Source organism: Micromonospora globosa (genome assembly GCF_000717585.1).
Classification (GTDB): domain Bacteria; phylum Actinomycetota; class Actinomycetes; order Mycobacteriales; family Micromonosporaceae; genus Micromonospora; species Micromonospora aurantiaca.
In genome coordinates, this window is the sequence record NZ_JNZR01000039.1 from 36,171 (window position 1) to 52,959 (window position 16,789).

A 16,789-nucleotide genomic window follows, 5' to 3' on the forward strand; every position below is an offset into this window, starting at 1 on the left:
CACTAGTGGCCATGCCCGGCGTCCTTCCAGAAGGCGAACCCGTCCCGCGCGACGGATCGCTGCCCGCCACCGCCCGTCGCGCCGTCGGCGCGCGCGGCTTCGGCGTGTACGTCCACGTCCCGTTCTGCGCCAGCCGGTGCGGTTACTGCGACTTCAACACGTACACCGCCTCGGAGCTGGGCGGCGGGGCGAGCCGGGAGACGTACGCCGACTCGGTGCTGGCCGAACTGGCGCTGGCCGCCCGGGTGCTGGGCGACTCGCCGCCACCCCGGGTCGACACGGTCTTCGTCGGCGGCGGCACGCCCACCCTGCTGCCCGCCGACGACCTGGCCCGGATCCTCGACGGCATCGACCGCGTCTGGGGGCTGGCCGCCGACGCCGAGGTGACCACCGAGGCCAACCCCGAGTCGGTGAGCCCGGAGTCGCTCAAGACGCTGCGGGCCGCCGGGTACACCCGGATCTCGCTCGGCATGCAGTCCGCCGCGCCGGGGGTGCTCGCGGTGCTGGACCGGCGGCACAGCGCGGGCCGGGCCACCGCCGCCGCGCTGGAGGCGCGCGACGCCGGGTTCGAGCACGTGAACCTGGACCTGATCTACGGCACGCCGGGCGAGACCGCAGACGACTTCGCCGCCTCGCTGGCCCAGGTGGTCGACGCGGGCGTGGACCACGTCAGCGCGTACGCCCTGATCGTGGAGGACGGCACCCGGCTGGCCGCGCGGATGCGCCGCGGCGAGCTGCCGTACCCCTCCGACGACGTGGCGGCGGACCGCTACCTGGCTGCGGAGGCCGCGCTCGGCGAGGCCGGATTCTCCTGGTACGAGGTGTCGAACTGGGCCCGGTCGGCGGCGGCGGCGTGCCGGCACAACCTGCTCTACTGGACCGGCGCCGACTGGTGGGGCCTGGGCCCGGGGGCGCACAGCCACGTCGGCGGCGTGCGGTGGTGGAACGTCAAGCACCCGAGCGCGTACGCGGCCCGGCTGGCCGAGGGCGCCTCGCCCGCGCTGGCCCGGGAGCAGCTCACCCCGGACGAGCAGCACATGGAGGACGTGATGCTGCGGGTGCGGCTCGCCTCCGGGCTGCCGCTGGACGTGCTGGACGAGCCCGGCCGGGCGGGCGCCGAGCGGGCCCGGGACGCCGGGCTGCTCGACGCCGGGGCGTACGCGCGAGGGCTTGTGATGCTGACGCTGCGCGGCCGGCTGCTGGCCGACGCGGTGGTACGCGACCTGCTGCCGTGACCGGCACCGGCCGGCCGCCCCCTCGGCCGGCCGGCGGTGTCACTTGATGAAGTTGTAGGTCATCGGGTAGCGGTAGAGCACACCCTCGTTGGCCTTGACCCCGCCGATGATTCCGAAGATCAGCGGCACCAGCCAGACCAGCATCGGGACGAAGAACAGGATCCCGCAGGTGATGACCGTGATCACCCAGGCGAGCACGCTGGCGATGGCCCAGGTGATCTGGAAGTTCAGCGCCGCGACCGCGTGGGCGCGGACCGTCGGGGACTGCTGACCGCGGGTCATCATCGCGATCAGCGGGGCGACCCAGCCGAGCAGACCGCCGCCGACGATGACACCCGCGGCACCACCGAAGTGCGCCACCAGGGCCCACGTCTTCTCGTCGTTGTTGGCGTACGCGGCGGGGCCGTACCCGCCACCGGCGGGGTAGCCGGCGCCGTAGCCGGGCGTGCCGCCCGGCGGAGGGTAACCACCGGGGGGCGGGTAGCCGCCCGGAGGCGGATAGTCACCGGGCGGGGGATAGCCGCCGGTGCCCGGCGCCCCGGACAGTGGAGCGGTGGGCGGTTCGCTGCCCGGCGACGAGCCGTAGGGCGCCGACGGGTCGGGCTGGGGGCCGGAGTCCCCTGCCCCTGGAGGGCGAGGAGGTTCTGTCATGGTCGCCACGGTAGGGGCACCGGTCAACTCGCACCAGAGCGACACAGACCGACGATGACCGGCTGTTCGGCCCTGGTGGGCGGCGTTGTGTGGTGGGCCGCACCGCAGGTCCGTCGGGCGATCATCGCGCCGGCGGGGGTGCCGACGTAGACTGGCACTCGCTACAGTCGAGTGCCAGCCGCCCGGCGGATGCCGCGTGCCGGCCCGGCCGAGGTGCGTCAGGAGGTGGGGAATGGGTCTCGACGACCGCAAACTCGCCGTGCTGCGCGCGATCGTCGAGGACTACGTCGCCACGCAGGAACCGGTCGGCAGCAAGGCCCTGGTCGAGCGGCACCAGCTCGGCGTCTCGCCGGCCACCGTGCGCAACGACATGGCGGTGCTGGAGGAGGAGGGCTACATCCGGCAGCCGCACACCAGTGCCGGTCGGGTGCCCACCGACCGCGGCTACCGCCTCTTCGTCGACCGGCTGTCCCGGGTCAAGCCGCTCAGCCCGGCCGAGCGCCGGGCGATCGAGCGCTTCCTGGTCGGCGCCGTCGACCTGGACGACGTGGTGCACCGCACGGTCCGGCTGCTCGCCCAGCTCACCCGGCAGGTGGCAGTGGTGCAGTACCCGAGCCTGGCCCGCTCCAAGGTGCGCCACCTGGAGCTGGTGCCGATCTCCACCACCCGGCTCATGGTCGTCATGATCGCCGACACCGGCCGGGTCGAGCAGCGGCTGGTCGAGCTGCCCGCCCCGGTGCCCGCCGACGACGTGACCGACCTGCGCCGGCTGGTGAACGAGAAACTCGTCGGCAGCCAGCTCGCCGAGACGCCGCCGCTGGTGCAGGCGCTCGTCGAGGAGTCCGCGCCGCATCTGCGCCCGGCCATGACCACGCTCTCCACCGTGCTGCTGGAGACGCTCGTGGAACGGCACGAGGAGCGCCTCGCGCTGGCCGGACAGGCCAACCTCACCCGGGGCGGCCTGCTCGACTTCCAGGGCTCGCTGCGGCCCATCCTGGAAGCGCTCGAAGAAGAGGTCGTGCTGCTCAAGCTGATCGGCGAGACGGAGCCGAGCACCACCCGGGTGCTCATCGGCGACGAGAACGAATTCGACAACCTGCGGGCCGCCTCGGTGGTCAGCACCGGCTACGGACCGGGCAGCACGATCGTCGGTGGACTCGGCGTGCTCGGGCCGACCCGGATGGACTACCCCGGCAATATCGCCATGGTGAGGGCCGTGGCACGCTACGTGGGCGAACTGCTGGCCCAGAACTGACCAGTCAGGGCCGACGGCCGGTTCCGGCCGACGACCGGAGCGACGCGAGACGAACATGAGGACACCTAACGCAGTGGCCAGGGACTACTACGGCATTCTCGGCGTGAGCCGGGACGCCTCCGACGACGAGATCAAGCGCGCCTACCGCAAGCTGGCGCGGCAGTTCCACCCGGACGTCAATCCGGACCCGGAGGCCCAGGAGAAGTTCAAGGACATCAACGCCGCGTACGAGGTCCTCTCGGACGACCGGAAGCGGCAGATCGTCGACCTGGGTGGCGACCCGCTCGCCCCGGGCGGCGGCGGCATGGGCGGTCCCGGCGGCCCGGGCGGCGCCGGTCCGTTCGTCGGCTTCCAGGACATCATGGACGCGTTCTTCGGCGGCGCCGCGGGCGGCAGCCGGGGGCCGCGTCCGCGCACCCGCCCCGGTGCGGACGCGATCCTGCGCCTGGAGCTGGACCTCAACGAGACCGCGTTCGGCGTCGAGGCGCCGATCACCGTCGACACCGCCGTGCTCTGCACCACCTGCTCCGGGGCCGGCACCGCCGCCGGCACCCACCTGGCCACGTGCGAGGCGTGCGGCGGCCGGGGCGAGGTGCAGTCGGTGCAGCGGACCTTCCTCGGCCAGGTGGTCTCCGCCCGGCCGTGCACCGTCTGCCAGGGCTACGGCACCACCATCCCGCACCCCTGCCCGACCTGCGCCGGCGACGGCCGGGTGCGCACCCGCCGCTCGCTCACGGTGAAGATCCCGGCCGGGGTCGAGGACGGCATGCGGATCCGCCTGGCCCAGCAGGGTGAGGTCGGCCCGGGTGGCGGCACCGCCGGTGACCTCTACGTCGAGATCCACGAGCGGCCGCACGACGTCTACTCCCGCAAGGGCGACGACCTGCACTGCCGGGTCACCGTGCCGATGACCGCGGCCGCGCTGGGCACCCGGCTGACCATCAAGACGCTGGACAGCGAGGAGACGGTCGACGTCAAGCCCGGCACCCAGCCCGGAAGCACGATGCGGCTGCGCGCCCGGGGCGTACCGCACCTGCGCGGCACCGGCCGGGGCGACCTCTACGTGCACCTGGACGTGCGTACCCCGACCAAGCTCGACGCCGACCAGGAGCGGATGCTGCGCGACTTCGCCAAGACCCGCGGCGAGGAGGTCGCCGAGCTGACCAAGCAGGGCGGCTTCTTCTCCCGGATGCGCGACGCCTTCAACGGGCACGCCTGAGGTGTCCGCCCCGCTGTTCCTGGTCGAGGCGCTGCCCACCGGTGACACGCTGACGCTGGACGGCCCGGAGGGCCACCACGCGGCCACCGTGCAGCGGCTGCGCGCCGGCGAGGAACTGGTGCTCGCCGACGGCCGGGGCGGCACCGCCGCCGCGGTGGTCACCGCCGTCGGCCGCGGCACGCTCGACCTGCGGGTCACCAGCCGGGGGTACGCGGACGCGCCGGTACCCCGGCTCGTCGTGGTGCAGGGCATCGCCAAGGGCGACCGGGGTGAACTCGCCGTGCAGGCGATGACCGAGGTCGGCGTGGACGAGATCGTGCCGTGGGCGGCGTCCCGCTCGGTGGCGCAGTGGCGCGGCGACCGGGGCGGACGGGCCCGGCAGAAGTGGGTCGCGACCGCCCGGGAGGCGGCCAAGCAGGCCCGCCGCCCGTGGCTGCCGGTGGTGGCCGGCGCGCCCGACGAGTCCACCGCCTCGGTGGCCCGCCGGATCGCCGGTGCGGCCGGCGCGTTCGTGCTGCACGAGGGTGCCCACGACCGGCTGACCACAGTCGACCTGCCGGCCACCGGCGAGATCGTGCTGGTGGTGGGCCCGGAGGGCGGCATCGCCGACCACGAGCTGGCCGCGTTCGCCGACGCGGGCGCCCGTACGGTCCGCCTGGGCCCGTCGGTCCTGCGCACGTCCACGGCTGGCGTGGCAGCCCTGACGGTCCTGGCCACCCGCCTGACCCACTGGTAACCCGCGCCGCGCCCCTTCCGCGCCCCCCTTCCGCGTTGATCTTGCAGTTTCGGCCCGTGTCGCGCCCCTTTTGCGACGCTTTGTCGGGGCCGAAACTGCAAGATCGCGGAGGGCGTGGGGGTCAGGAGCGGAGGTAGGAGGCGCCGTTCAGGTCGATGATGGTGCCTGCGGCCCACTCGGCCTCGGGGCTCGCCAGCCAGTGCACCGCCGCCGCGACCTCCTCCGGCCGGGCCACCCGGTGGAACGGGGACTGGGCGCGTACCGCCTCGCCCCGCTCGCTCTTCAGGTGCTCGTTCGTCATGTCGGTCTCGACGAAGCCGGGCGCCACACAGGCCACCCCGATGCCGTACGGCGCCAGGGCCACCGCCAGCGACTGGGCCATCGCGTTCATCCCGGCCTTGCTGGCCCCGTACGCCGGGTTGGCCGGCTCGCCCCGGAACGCGCCCCGGGACGAGACGTTCACGATCCGGCCCCCGCGTTCGCGCATGTGCTGCGCGGCGCACCAGGCGGCGTTCGCGGCGCCGACGAGGTTGGTGTCGAGCACCTCCCGCCAGCGCGCCCGCCACTGCTCGTAGCTGCTCTCGAAGACCGGGTGCGGGGGATCGGCCGGCCCGAACACCCCGGCGTTGTTCACGAGTACGTCGAGGCCGCCGAGCCGCTGGGCCGCCTCGTCCACCATGGTCCGTACCGCGTCGGCGTCGGCCAGGTCGGCGCGGACCACAACGTGCCCGTCACCCGGCAACTCGGCGCGCAGCCGCTCGGCCAGCTCGGCCGAGTCCCGGTGGTGGATCGCCACCCGGTCTCCACCTGCGGCGAACGCCCGCGCCACCGCCCGCCCGATGCCCCGCGAGGCCCCCGTCACCAGCACCGCCCGTCCCGACATGGCGGCCATCCTGCCGCACCGGGCCAGACTGTTAAAAAGGGCCCCTTCCCATACCGGAGGCGTTAAGCAGGGGCCCCTCCTTACACTGCTGCGATGGACTGCCTCTTCTGCCGGATCGTCGCCGGGGAGATTCCGGCCACCATCGTCCGCGAGACCGCCACCACCCTGGCCTTCCGGGACATCGACCCGAAGGCGCCCACCCACGTGCTGGTGATCCCCAAGGAGCACTACGCGGACGTGGCCACGCTGGCCCAGGGTGCGCCCGAGCTGGCCGGCGAGGTGCTCCAGACCGCCGCCGTGGTCGCCGAGGAGGAGGGCCTGACCGTGGACGGGTTCCGGCTGATGTTCAACACCGGCCCGTACGGCGGCCAGGAGGTCTTCCACGTGCACGCCCACCTGCTCGGCGGCGCGCCGCTCGGCCCGATGCTCTGCCGATGACCGACGTCTCCGACCGGCTCGGCCGGATGGTGCGCCAGGCGCAGGCCACCGGGCGGATCCCGGCGGTGTCGGCCGCCCTGCACCGGGCCGACCGGCCGCTATGGACCTGCGCCGTTGGCGACACCGGCAACGACACCCCGCTGGGGCCGGAGACGGTGTTCCGGATCGGCTCGGTCACCAAGACCTTCACCGCGGTGCTCGTCATGCAGTGCCGCGACGAGGGCCTGCTCGACCTGGACGACCCGATCGGGCGGCACCTGGACCTGCCCGCGCACGGCGACGCGACAGTACGCCGGCTGCTGTCGCACACCGCCGGCCTGCAACGCGAGCCGCACGGCGACGTGTGGGACAGCCTGCGCGCCCCGGCCGTCGACGAGCTGCTGGCCGACCTGGCCCGGGTCGAGCGGGTGCTGCCCACCGGCCGCCGCTTCCACTACTCCAACCTCGGCCTGGCGCTGCTCGGCGAGGCGGTCGCCCGGCTGCGCGGCGGCACCTGGGCCGAGGTGCTGGCCGACCGGGTGCTCACCCCGCTCGGGCTGACCGCCACCGGCCCGTACCCGACCGAGCGTGCCGCGACCGGGTTCCTGGTCGACGCGTACTCCGACGAGGCCCACCCGGAACCACCCGCCGACTTCGGCGCGGTGGCCCCCGCCGCGCAGCTCTGGAGCACCGCGACGGACATGGCCCGCTGGGCCGCGTTCCTGGCCGACCCGGCGGCGGTGGACCCGGACGGCGCGGTGCTCGCCGCGACGACTGTCGAGGAGATGCGCTGGCCGCTCACGCCCACCGACGAGTCGGTCTGGTCGGCCGGCTTCGGGCTGGGGCTGATCCTGGTCCCGCAGGCGGACCGGGTGATCCACGTGGGTCACGACGGCGCGATGCCCGGATTCCTCGCCGCTGTCTACGGGCGGCGCGGCGGGCAGGGCACCGCCGGGGCGATGGGCGTCGCGGTGCTCGGCTCGTCCGGCACCGGCGTGGAGGTGTTCGACCTGTCACACCGGCTGCTCGCCGCCGCCGCCGAGCACGACCCGGCGGAGATCGAGCCGTGGCGTCCCGGCCCGCCCGCGCCCGACCACCTGCGTGGCGTGCCGGGCCGCTGGTGGGGCGAAGGCTTCGAGTACGTCTTCTCCTGGCACGACGGGACGCTGCGGGCGCGTGGCGCGGACGATCCGGCCGGGAAGCCGCCGGCGGTGTTCGCGCCGCTGCCGGACCGGCCGGACGTGTTCCGCACGGTCTCCGGCCGCGAGGTGGGGGAGCTGCTGCGGCTGACCCGCGACGAACGGGGCGTGGTGGTCCGGATGCACTGGGCGACCTACCGTTTCACCCGCACCCAGGAGACCTTCGACGGGTACGACTTCCGCGCCGGCGACTGACCGCCGGCCACCGGAAATGGGCGCGGTGCGTACGGTGCCGACCCGATACGATGGAGGTAACCGAACGCCGCGCCGGCAGGGCCCGGCGCCCGAGAAGCGGAGAGCAGGTGGCGCAGGGCCCGACGGCCCGACCTATGACCGGCACCCCACCTCCCGGCACGCCGCGTGTGCAGACCAGGATCACGGTCCCCGACCAGAAGATCATGGTGAACCTGCTCGGCGCGGGCGACGAGATCCTGCGGCTCGTCGAGCGCTCGATCGACAGTGACGTCCACGTCCGCGGCAACGAGATCACCATCACCGGCGCCCCCGCCGACAACGCCCTCGCCGAGCGTCTCTTCAGTGAGCTGCTCGAACTGATCGAGAAAGGCGAGACCCTGACCACAGACGCGGTACGGCGTACCGTCGGCATGCTCGAACAGGGCGGCGCCGAGCGGCCCGCCGAGGTCCTGACACTCAACATCCTCTCCCGGCGCGGCCGCACCATCCGTCCCAAGACGCTGGGGCAGAAGAAGTACGTCGACGCGATCGACGCCCACACCATCGTCTTCGGCATCGGCCCGGCGGGTACCGGCAAGACGTACCTGGCCATGGCGAAGGCCGTGCAGGCGCTCCAGGCCAAGCAGGTCAACCGGATCATCCTGACCCGGCCGGCGGTCGAGGCGGGGGAGCGGCTGGGCTTCCTGCCCGGCACCCTGAACGAGAAGATCGACCCCTACCTGCGCCCGCTCTACGACGCGCTGCACGACATGCTCGACCCGGAGACCATCCCGAAGCTGATGGCCGCCGGCACGATCGAGGTGGCGCCGCTGGCATACATGAGGGGCCGCACCCTTAACGACGCGTTCATCATCCTGGACGAGGCGCAGAACACCACGCCCGAGCAGATGAAGATGTTCCTCACCCGGCTCGGCTTCGGCTCCAAGATCGTCGTCACCGGTGACGTCACCCAGGTGGACCTTCCCGGCGGGACGACCAGCGGCCTGCGGGTGGTCCGGGAGATCCTGAACAACGTCGAGGACGTGCACTTCGCCCAGCTCTCCAGCTCCGACGTGGTGCGTCACAAGCTGGTGGGCGACATCGTCGACGCGTACGCCCGCTGGGACGCCGAGCGGGAGACCCAGCAGGCGCAGAGCGTGCACGCCGTACCGGGGCGGACCGCCCAGGGCGGCCGGGCCGGCCGGCGCCGCTGACCCACCGGCGGAAGCCGTCACATCATCAGAGGAAGACAGTTGTCCATCGAGATCGCCAACGAGTCGGGTGTCGACGTCGACACCGACGCCGTGCTCGCCGTCGCGCGGCACGCCCTCGACGAGATGGGGGTCAACCCCCTCGCCGAGCTGTCCGTGCTGCTCGTCGACATCGAATACATGTCGGAGCTGAACCACCGCTGGATGGGTGGCGACGGCCCGACCGACGTGCTCGCCTTCCCCATGGACGAGGGCAGCGTCGACCACGGCCCGGGGGAGAGCAACCCGGCCGGCGGCGAGCCCGCCCTGCTCGGCGATATCGTGCTCTGCCCGGAGGTGGCGGCCAAGCAGGCCGCCGTGGCCGGGCACTCGGCCGCCGACGAGCTGCACCTGCTTACCGTGCACGGCGTGCTGCACCTGCTGGGCTACGACCACGCCGAGCCCGAGGAGGAGCGGGAGATGTTCGGTCTCCAGGCCCGGCTGCTGGCCAGCTGGCGGTCGACCCGGTCGCGGTGATGGACACCTTGGCGGCGGTCCGCACCCCCGCCGGTCTGCCTGATCTTCAACTCCTGGTCTTCGCCGCCGGGCTGGTGGTGCTCGCCGGCCTGATCGCGATGACCGAGGCGGCGCTCGCAGCGGTCTCGCCGGCCCGTGCCGCGGAGCTGACCCGGGACGGTGCCCGCGGCGGGCGTGCTCTCCAGGCGGTCGCCGGTGACGTGGTCCGCCATCTGAACCTGCTGCTCCTGCTGCGTCTGCTGGCCGAGCTGACCGCCACCACGCTCGTCGCGCTGGTGGCTGTCGACACGTTCGGCGCGGGCTGGCGGGCGGCGCTGGTGACCGCCGGCGCGATGACAGTGGTGAGCTTCGTCGTGGTCGGTGTCGGCCCCCGGACGATCGGCCGCCAGCACGCGTACGCGGTCGGCCGCGCGGTCGCGCCGCTGGTGCGCTGGCTGGGCCGCGCGCTCAACCCGCTGGCCTCGCTGCTGATCCTGATCGGCAACGCGGTCACCCCCGGCAAGGGCTTCCGTGAGGGGCCGTTCGCGACCCAGGTGGAGCTGCGGGAGCTGGTCGACCTGGCCGAGCAGCGCGGCGTGGTGGAGCACGGCGAGCGTCAGATGATCCACTCGGTCTTCGCGCTCGGCGACACCATCGCCCGCGAGGTGATGGTTCCGCGTACCGAGATGGTGTGGATCGAGGAACGCAAGACGCTCGCGCAGGCGCTGGCGTTGTTCCTGCGCTCCGGGTTCTCCCGCATCCCGGTGATCGGCGAGAACGTCGACGACGTGCTCGGTGTGCTCTACCTCAAGGACCTGATCCGGCGGGTGCAGGGCGACCAGGCCGCCCGGCAGATGCCGGTGGCCGAGCTGATGCGCCCGGCCACGTTCGTGCCGGAGTCCAAGCCGGTGGACGACCTGCTCTCCGAGATGCAGGCGGCCCGCAACCACCTGGTCATCGTGGTCGACGAGTACGGCGGCACCGGCGGGCTGGTCACCATCGAGGACATCCTGGAGGAGATCGTCGGGGAGATCACCGACGAGTACGATGTCGAGCGCCCGCCGGTCGAGCACCTGCCGGACGGGGCCGTGCGGGTGACCGCGCGGCTGCCGGTGGAGAATCTGGGCGAGCTGTTCGACACCGAGCTGCCCACCGACGAGGTGGAGACGGTCGGTGGCCTGCTCGCCCAGGCGCTCGGCCGGGTGCCCATCCCGGGCGCCGAGGCCGAGGTGGCCGGCCTGCGGCTGGTGGCCGAGGGCACGACCGGCCGGCGCAACCGGATAGACACGGTTCTGGTGAGCCGGGTCGACCGGGGTGACGCGCCGGAGGGCACCAACCGAAGCGATCCGCCCGATTCCCGTGGCGACAACAACCGTTCCGAGGAGAGGCAACCCGCCGATGCCTGAGTCACCCGCCGTACCGGCCGCCATGCCCACCCCCGCCGACCCGGCCGAGCTGAGCGCCGAGGACGCCAAGCTGGTCGTCCTGGCCCGGGGGGCGCGGAGCCGGGTGGCGGCCGTGGAGGGCGCCGCGGTCCGCGACCAGGACGGCCGGACGTACGCGGCGGCGAGCGTGGCGCTGCCGTCGCTGACCCTGACCGCGCTCCAGCTCGCTGTCGCCTCGGCGGTGGCGGCGGGCGCGAGCCGGCTGGAGGCCGCTGTGGTGGTGACCGAGGCGTCGACGCTGGACGGGGCCGGGCACGCCGCGGTGCGTGACCTCTCCGCCGACGCGCCGGTCCACGTGGCCGCGCCGGACGGCACCGTCCTCGGCACGGTGGTCGAGTGACCACGCCCGAGGCGCGCCCCTACCGGGCCGGTTTCGCCTGTTTCGTCGGGCGGCCGAACGCCGGCAAGTCGACGCTCACCAACGCGATCGTCGGCACCAAGATCGCGATCACCTCGAACAAGCCGCAGACCACCCGGCACATCATCCGGGCGGTGCTGCACCGGCCGGACTCGCAGCTCGTGCTCGTCGACACCCCGGGTCTGCACCGGCCCCGCACGCTGCTCGGCGAGCGCCTCAACGACCTGGTCCGGGAGACCTGGAGCGAGGTCGACGTGATCGGCCTGTGCGTACCGGCGAACGAGCCGGTCGGCCGGGGCGACCGCTTCATCACCGGCGAGCTGGCCAGCCTCAAGGCAACAGTGCTGGCGGTGGTCACCAAGACCGACCTGGTCGACAAGAAGCGGCTGGCCGAGCAGTTGCTCGCGGTGAGCGAGCTGGGCGAGTTCGCCGACGTGGTGCCGGTCAGCGCGGTCTCCGGCCACCAGGTCGACACGCTCGTCGACGTGATGACCGGCTACCTGCCGCCCTCGCCGCAGCTCTACCCGGACGACATGCTCACCGACGACCCGGAGCAGGTGCTCGTGGCGGAGCTGGTCCGCGAGGCGGCGCTGGAGGGCGTACGCGACGAGCTGCCGCACTCCATCGCCGTGGTGGTCGAGGAGATGATCCCGGAGGGCAACCTCACCAAGATCTACGCCGACGTGTACGTGGAGCGTTCGAGCCAGAAGGCCATCGTCATCGGCCACCGGGGCAGCCGCCTCAAGCACGTGGGCACCACCGCCCGGCGGCAGATCGAGGAGCTGCTCGGCACCCGGGTCTACCTCGACCTGCACGTACGCGTGGCGAAGGACTGGCAGCGCGACCCGAAGCAGTTGCGCAAGCTGGGCTTCTGACAGGCGGCCGGGGCGGGCCCCGGGGGTCGGTGATCAGGATCAGCCAGACCTATGGGACATCTCACTTTCCATAGGTGTTCTTGGCTGTTTCACAGCGTCCCGGAGCAGGGTAGGGACCATTGTCTCTGCCCCCGGACCCCGCCGTGAGCTGATGCGAAACCGCTATCTGGACCTGCTCCGCTTCCTGGCCATCCTGCGAGTCGTCACCTACCACGTCACCGGCTACGCCACGCTCACGCTGGTGTTTCCGGCGATGTCGGTGATGTTCGCCCTGGCCGGGTCGCTGATGGCGGCGTCACTCGACCGCAGCGGGGTACGCGCGGTCGGGCGCCGGCTGCGCCGCCTCCTGCCGTCGCTGTGGGTGGTGGCCGCGGTCTTCGTGCCGGCCATGCTGCTCACCGGGCTGACGTTCAGCCCGAAGGTGCTGCTCTGGCTCTTCCCGATCAGCGACCCGCCGGCCAACTACTGGGGTGGGCTGGCGCTCAGCCCCATCTGGTACCTGCGGGACTACCTGTGGTTCGTGCTCGCCTCGCCGTTCGTGCTCTGGCTGTTCCGCCGGGCGCCGCTGCCCACGCTCGCCGCCCCGTACCTGCTGCTGGTCGCGATCGAGATCGGCGTCCTGGCGAACCCGCCGACGGTGCTGCGCGAGTTCGGCCTCTACTTCGGCGCCTGGCTGCTCGGCTTCGCCCACCACGACGGGCTGCTGCGCCGGATGCGCAACCGGGTGCTGCTGCCGGTGGCCGCCGTGGTCGGCGCCGCCGGGCTGGCCTGGATCGTCACCCATCCGGGCCCGCGCGGATTCGACATCAACGACATCCCGCTGGGCAACGCGCTCTGGTCGGCCGCGTTCATCCTGGTGGCGATCGGCCGGGCCCCGGCCGGGGTGACCTGGGTCGACCGCGTGCCGGCGCTCGGCCGGGCGGTGACGGTGGTGAACCGGCGTGCGCTGACGATCTACCTCTGGCACATGCCGTTCGTGGTGCTCCTCACCCCGCTCGTCGGCCTGGTCGGCTGGTCGCCGCGCGACCCGGTGGGCCTGTGGCTGCGGGTGGGGCTGGTCTTCGCGCTCGTCGGCGTGGTGACGCTTCTGGTCGGCTGGGTCGAGGACGTCGCAGCCCGGCGTACCCCCGAACTGGTCCCCGGCAAGCCGCGGCGGACCGTGGCCGACCGGGCGGCGGCCGCCCCGGCCAGCCCGGCCCCCGCCGGGGCGGAGGACGCGCTGGTGAGCGTCGGGGCGCGGGTGCCGGCGCCGCGCCGCCCGGCCGAGGACCCCGGCCGGGGCGACGGCGTCCGGGCGGCCCGGCGGGACACGCCCGGCGGCGACTGAGCGGCCACCGGGCGCGGCCCGACTGAGCGGCCACCGGGCGCGGCCCGCCCAGGTGCGCCGTCCGCTCAGCGGGTGCTGACCGTGACGTTGCCGCTGGTGGCGGACGCTTCGAGCTGCACCGACGCTGTCGGGTCGTCGGTGACGCGCACGTCGGTGTCGCCGGACGTCGCGGTGGCGCGCACCCGGTAGCGGCCCGCCGGCACGGCCAGGTCCACGTCTCCGCTCGTGGCGTGCACCCGGGCCGGTGCCGGCTGGTCCAGCTCGACGACGATGTTGCCGGACGTGGTCTCGGCGTCGATCGCGGAGGCGAGCCGGCGGGCCTCGATGTCACCGGAGCGGGCACGCAGCCGCACCGGGCCGGCCGCCTCGACGACCCGGATGTTGCCCGACGTGGTGGAGGCGCGGACCTCGCCGGTGGCGCCCCTGATGGTCAGGTCGCCGGAGCTGAGCGTGAACTCCACCGCGCCGACGTCGCTGAGGTCGACGTTGCCCGAGCCGGTGCCGCCGTGCACCACCACGCCGGGCGGCGCGGTCACCTCCCAGGAGATGCTGCACCGGTGCCCGCAGTCGGTGGGCAGGACGAGTTCGTCTCCCTTGATCTCGTACCGGCTGGTCGGCTCGTCGCCCTGGTAGCGGACCACGCGCTTGATGCGTACCTGGTCGGCGGGGCCGTTCGCCCGGACCACGACGTCGCCGGCGCCGTCGTCGTCCACGGTGATCTTCGTGATCTTCGTCCGCTCCGTCTGGTCGAAGTCGAGGCGGCGGAACGAGAGGGTGTCACACCCGGCGAGGACGATGAGGGCGCTGGCCGCGGTAGCGGCCACCACGCCACGTAGCCGGAAAGCGCCACGTAGCCGGAAAGCGCTGCGTAGCCGGGGAGCGGTGTGGAGCGAAGCCATGGCCAGCACACTAGGTCCGGCCCGACGCCCGGCACATCGGGGATCGCCCGACCGTCCACCCCGAGCCGACCCTGAGATCGCACCCGGAGGGAGAATGGCCTGATGGCCGGGTACCGCCGACAGCTCTACCGCGACGACGCGGTGGTGCTGCGTGTGCAGAAGCTGGGCGAGTCCGACCGCATCATCACGCTGTTCACCCGCCGGCACGGGCGGCTGCGCGCGGTCGCCCGGGGCGTGCGGCGCACCACGAGCCGGTTCGGCGCGCGGCTGGAGCCGTTCGGGCACGTCGACCTCCAGCTCGCCGGTGATCCCAAGGGCAACCAGGGCAGCTCGCTGCACACCGTCAGCCAGGTCGAGGCGATCGAGCTGTACGGCAAGCGGTTCCTCGGCGACTACCCCCGCTACACAGCGGCCAGTGCGATCGCCGAGACCGCCGAGCGACTCACCCCGGTCGAACGCGAGCCGTCGCTGCGGCTGTTCCAGCTCACCCTCGGCGCGATGAAGTCGCTGGCCCGGGGCGAACACGCCACCACGCTCGTGCTCGACGCGTACCTGCTGCGCGGCATGGCGTTCGCCGGCTGGGCGCCGGCGCTCGTCGCCTGTGCGGTGTGCGGCGAGCCGGGCCGGCACCGCGCGTTCTCCGTACCGGCCGGCGGCGCCGTCTGCCCGGACTGCCGGCCCCCCGGCGCCGCCCACCCCGCGCCCGCCACGCTGGAGCTGATGTCCGCGCTGACCTCCGGCGACTGGGGGTACGCCGACGCCGCAGAGACCGGCGTACGCCGGGAGTGCAGCGGACTGGTCGCGGCGCACCTCCAGTGGCATCTGGAGCGCGCGCTACGCTCGCTGCCGCTGGTCGACCGGGGTGCCCCGGCGGCCGGCGCGGTCCCGTCGCCCGGCGGCGCGGGGCCGGATGTGGTCCCGCCGCGCTCCGGCGCCGGGCCCGTCGCCGGAGTGAACAGGGAGATGACCGAGTGATCCGATCGACGAGGGCGACCCGCCGCGAGCCGGTGCCGCCGACCCCGCACCCCTCCGGCGCCCGTCCGCCGGCGCTGCCGCCCGCCGCGGTGCCCCGGCACGTCGCCATCGTGATGGACGGCAACGGCCGCTGGGCCAAGGAGCGTGGGCTGCCCCGCACCAAGGGGCACGAGCAGGGCGAGCACAGCCTGTTCGACGCCGTCGAGGGCGCGATCGAGATGGGGATCCCCTACCTGTCGGCGTACGCGTTCTCCACCGAGAACTGGCGGCGCTCGCCGGACGAGGTCCGCTTCCTGATGGGCTTCAACAGGGACGTCATCCGCCGCCGCCGCGACCAGCTCGTCGACCTGGGCGTCCGGGTGGTCTGGTCGGGCCGTGCCGGCCGGCTGTGGAAGAGCGTCATCTCCGAGTTGCAGACCGCCGAGGAGATGTCGCGCGGCAACTCGACGCTGACGCTGCAGTTCTGCGTCAACTACGGCGGCCAGGCGGAGATCGCCGACGCCGCCGCCGGGATCGCCCGCGACGTCGCGGCCGGCCGGCTCGACCCGGCCAAGGTGAACGAGAAGACGGTGGCGCGCTACCTCTACCACCCCGAGGTGCCCGAGGTCGACCTGTTCCTGCGCCCCTCCGGCGAGCAGCGCATCTCCAACTTCCTGCTCTGGCAGACCGCGTACGCCGAGCTGGTCTACCTGGACACGCTCTGGCCCGACTTCGACCGCCGCCACCTCTGGTACGCCTGCGAGCTGTACGCCCAGCGCGACCGCCGCTTCGGCGGCGCCCTGCCCAACCCGGTCGCCCCGGGCGCCTGAGGTCACGCTTACCGACGGGCCGCGCTGGGTACCGATACCTCCAGACAGCAAACGCGGAGGTGAACCACATGATTCAGAAGCGGATCGCGCAGTGGGCGGTCATGGCGGTCGCCGTGCCGCTGGCGGCGGCCGGCGCGCGCCGGCTCAGCCACACCCTGGAGGCCCGTCGTGGCCCGTCCGGGGTGAGCCGTCTGCTGACCAAGGGCGCCGACCTGATCCGGCCGCAGAAGGCCAGGCGTCGCCGGTTCTTCTGACCGCGACGTCCGGCCCGACCGTGACGCCCCGCATCCGGCTTTCCCGCCGGGCGCGGGGCGTTCCGCTCTACGATCGGCGCAGGGCGCGCCGCCGGGTGCGCGCCCGCCACGGGGGTGGAGGATGCGCGATCTCCGGTACGAGATGACTGCTGCCCTGGCCGCCGCCGACCTGGTGGAGCCGGCCCGCCGGGACGCGGTGGCCGCACTGTGCGCCGACGTCGCCCAGCGGTGGTGCGCGGACCTCGGGCACACCCCGGCGGTCCGCTCCGGTGAGATCGGCGAACTGGCGTCGGGTGAGCCGGCCGCCGGCTGGGCGCCCGACCCGGACGGTCAGCGGGCCTGGTGAACCGTCCGGCGGGGCTGTCTGCGCGG

19 protein-coding genes are annotated in these 16,789 nt (G+C 73.4%); 16 read left to right on the plus strand and 3 right to left on the minus strand.

Features of this window, described 5'->3' with window-relative positions; all coding sequences use genetic code 11:
* The first annotated feature begins 11 nt into the window (after window positions 1–11).
* Entirely contained in the window at window positions 12–1,235 is a 1,224-nt protein-coding gene (gene hemW, locus IF06_RS0128240; RefSeq protein WP_030274637.1) for a radical SAM family heme chaperone HemW, read from the plus strand.
* Between the two features lie 39 nt (window positions 1,236–1,274).
* Here the strand turns inward: hemW and IF06_RS33330 are convergent, their stop codons facing one another.
* Entirely contained in the window at window positions 1,275–1,886 is a 612-nt protein-coding gene (locus IF06_RS33330) for a DUF4870 domain-containing protein (protein ID WP_084588863.1), read from the minus strand.
* A 232-nt stretch (window positions 1,887–2,118) separates the two neighbouring features.
* Here IF06_RS33330 and hrcA point away from each other — a divergent pair, with 232 nt between their 5' ends.
* The 3 genes from hrcA to IF06_RS0128260 all read left to right on the plus strand — a co-directional run bounded on the left by hrcA (window position 2,119) and on the right by IF06_RS0128260 (window position 5,096).
* On the plus strand, window positions 2,119–3,141 hold the full coding sequence (gene hrcA, locus IF06_RS0128250; RefSeq protein WP_013287975.1) for a heat-inducible transcriptional repressor HrcA: 1,023 nt from the start codon (window positions 2,119–2,121) through the stop codon (window positions 3,139–3,141).
* Window positions 3,142–3,214: 73 nt separating this feature from the next.
* Window positions 3,215–4,360, plus strand: a complete 1,146-nt coding sequence (dnaJ, locus tag IF06_RS0128255) for a molecular chaperone DnaJ (protein ID WP_030274641.1) — start codon at window positions 3,215–3,217, stop codon at window positions 4,358–4,360.
* Between the two features lies 1 nt (window position 4,361).
* Window positions 4,362–5,096: a 16S rRNA (uracil(1498)-N(3))-methyltransferase gene (locus IF06_RS0128260; RefSeq protein ID WP_013287973.1), complete on the plus strand. Its 735-nt coding sequence runs from the start codon at window positions 4,362–4,364 to the stop codon at window positions 5,094–5,096.
* Window positions 5,097–5,217: 121 nt separating this feature from the next.
* Here the strand turns inward: IF06_RS0128260 and IF06_RS0128265 are convergent, their stop codons facing one another.
* Window positions 5,218–5,979 (minus strand): SDR family NAD(P)-dependent oxidoreductase, encoded by a 762-nt coding sequence (locus IF06_RS0128265; RefSeq protein WP_030274643.1) that lies wholly within the window; start codon window positions 5,977–5,979, stop codon window positions 5,218–5,220.
* A gap of 93 nt (window positions 5,980–6,072) precedes the next feature.
* Between IF06_RS0128265 and IF06_RS0128270 the strand changes: the two genes are divergently transcribed.
* From IF06_RS0128270 to IF06_RS0128305, 8 genes are all read left to right on the plus strand, one after another.
* A complete protein-coding gene (locus IF06_RS0128270; RefSeq protein WP_013475524.1) occupies window positions 6,073–6,417 on the plus strand; it encodes a histidine triad nucleotide-binding protein in 345 nt (114 codons plus the stop codon).
* A complete protein-coding gene (locus IF06_RS0128275) occupies window positions 6,414–7,790 on the plus strand; it encodes a serine hydrolase domain-containing protein (RefSeq protein ID WP_013287970.1) in 1,377 nt (458 codons plus the stop codon). Before IF06_RS0128270 ends, IF06_RS0128275 begins: the two co-directional genes overlap by 4 nt.
* A 134-nt stretch (window positions 7,791–7,924) precedes the next feature.
* Complete coding sequence (locus tag IF06_RS0128280) at window positions 7,925–8,983, plus strand: PhoH family protein (protein ID WP_030274645.1); 1,059 nt, start codon at window positions 7,925–7,927, stop codon at window positions 8,981–8,983.
* A 39-nt stretch (window positions 8,984–9,022) separates the two neighbouring features.
* Window positions 9,023–9,496, plus strand: a complete 474-nt coding sequence (gene ybeY / locus IF06_RS0128285) for an rRNA maturation RNase YbeY (protein ID WP_013287968.1) — start codon at window positions 9,023–9,025, stop codon at window positions 9,494–9,496.
* Complete coding sequence (locus tag IF06_RS0128290; protein ID WP_174361814.1) at window positions 9,472–10,881, plus strand: hemolysin family protein; 1,410 nt, start codon at window positions 9,472–9,474, stop codon at window positions 10,879–10,881. Before ybeY ends, IF06_RS0128290 begins: the two co-directional genes overlap by 25 nt.
* Window positions 10,874–11,260 carry a hypothetical protein gene (locus IF06_RS0128295; protein WP_013287966.1) on the plus strand — a complete coding sequence of 129 codons (387 nt, stop codon included), beginning with the start codon at window positions 10,874–10,876 and terminating at the stop codon, window positions 11,258–11,260. The genes IF06_RS0128290 and IF06_RS0128295 overlap by 8 nt, the downstream gene beginning before the upstream one ends.
* Window positions 11,257–12,153: a GTPase Era gene (gene era, locus IF06_RS0128300; protein WP_013287965.1), complete on the plus strand. Its 897-nt coding sequence runs from the start codon at window positions 11,257–11,259 to the stop codon at window positions 12,151–12,153. The genes IF06_RS0128295 and era overlap by 4 nt, the downstream gene beginning before the upstream one ends.
* A 151-nt stretch (window positions 12,154–12,304) precedes the next feature.
* A complete protein-coding gene (locus IF06_RS0128305; protein WP_013287964.1) occupies window positions 12,305–13,480 on the plus strand; it encodes an acyltransferase family protein in 1,176 nt (391 codons plus the stop codon).
* Window positions 13,481–13,545: 65 nt separating this feature from the next.
* Here IF06_RS0128305 and IF06_RS0128310 read toward each other — a convergent pair whose 3' ends face one another.
* Window positions 13,546–14,304, minus strand: coding sequence for a DUF4097 family beta strand repeat-containing protein (locus IF06_RS0128310; protein WP_232236785.1), 759 nt, complete (start codon window positions 14,302–14,304; stop codon window positions 13,546–13,548).
* Window positions 14,305–14,481: 177 nt separating this feature from the next.
* Between IF06_RS0128310 and recO the strand changes: the two genes are divergently transcribed.
* From recO to IF06_RS0128330, 4 genes are all read left to right on the plus strand, one after another.
* The gene (recO, locus tag IF06_RS0128315) at window positions 14,482–15,354 is read left to right on the plus strand and encodes a DNA repair protein RecO (protein WP_030274647.1); all 873 of its coding nucleotides are present in this window, start codon (window positions 14,482–14,484) and stop codon (window positions 15,352–15,354) included.
* A gap of 32 nt (window positions 15,355–15,386) precedes the next feature.
* Window positions 15,387–16,163: an isoprenyl transferase gene (locus IF06_RS0128320; protein WP_030274649.1), complete on the plus strand. Its 777-nt coding sequence runs from the start codon at window positions 15,387–15,389 to the stop codon at window positions 16,161–16,163.
* A 68-nt stretch (window positions 16,164–16,231) separates the two neighbouring features.
* Window positions 16,232–16,417 carry a hypothetical protein gene (locus IF06_RS0128325; protein ID WP_013287960.1) on the plus strand — a complete coding sequence of 62 codons (186 nt, stop codon included), beginning with the start codon at window positions 16,232–16,234 and terminating at the stop codon, window positions 16,415–16,417.
* A 121-nt stretch (window positions 16,418–16,538) separates the two neighbouring features.
* Window positions 16,539–16,763: a hypothetical protein gene (locus IF06_RS0128330; RefSeq protein WP_013287959.1), complete on the plus strand. Its 225-nt coding sequence runs from the start codon at window positions 16,539–16,541 to the stop codon at window positions 16,761–16,763.
* Window positions 16,764–16,789 lie beyond the last annotated feature (26 nt).

Excerpts from the sequence above, each read along its gene's own strand:
- hemW (WP_030274637.1), top strand. The coding sequence starts at position 12 with ATGCCCGGCGTCCTTCCAGAAGGCGAACCCGTCCCGCGCGACGGATCG.
- IF06_RS33330 (WP_084588863.1), bottom strand. The coding sequence starts at position 1,886 with ATGACAGAACCTCCTCGCCCTCCAGGGGCAGGGGACTCCGGCCCCCAG.
- hrcA (WP_013287975.1), top strand. The coding sequence starts at position 2,119 with ATGGGTCTCGACGACCGCAAACTCGCCGTGCTGCGCGCGATCGTCGAG.
- IF06_RS0128265 (WP_030274643.1), bottom strand. The coding sequence starts at position 5,979 with ATGTCGGGACGGGCGGTGCTGGTGACGGGGGCCTCGCGGGGCATCGGG.
- IF06_RS0128270 (WP_013475524.1), top strand. The coding sequence starts at position 6,073 with ATGGACTGCCTCTTCTGCCGGATCGTCGCCGGGGAGATTCCGGCCACC.
- IF06_RS0128275 (WP_013287970.1), top strand. The coding sequence starts at position 6,414 with ATGACCGACGTCTCCGACCGGCTCGGCCGGATGGTGCGCCAGGCGCAG.
- IF06_RS0128280 (WP_030274645.1), top strand. The coding sequence starts at position 7,925 with ATGACCGGCACCCCACCTCCCGGCACGCCGCGTGTGCAGACCAGGATC.
- IF06_RS0128295 (WP_013287966.1), top strand. The coding sequence starts at position 10,874 with ATGCCTGAGTCACCCGCCGTACCGGCCGCCATGCCCACCCCCGCCGAC.
- IF06_RS0128305 (WP_013287964.1), top strand. The coding sequence starts at position 12,305 with ATGCGAAACCGCTATCTGGACCTGCTCCGCTTCCTGGCCATCCTGCGA.
- recO (WP_030274647.1), top strand. The coding sequence starts at position 14,482 with ATGGCCGGGTACCGCCGACAGCTCTACCGCGACGACGCGGTGGTGCTG.
- IF06_RS0128325 (WP_013287960.1), top strand. The coding sequence starts at position 16,232 with ATGATTCAGAAGCGGATCGCGCAGTGGGCGGTCATGGCGGTCGCCGTG.
- IF06_RS0128330 (WP_013287959.1), top strand. The coding sequence starts at position 16,539 with ATGCGCGATCTCCGGTACGAGATGACTGCTGCCCTGGCCGCCGCCGAC.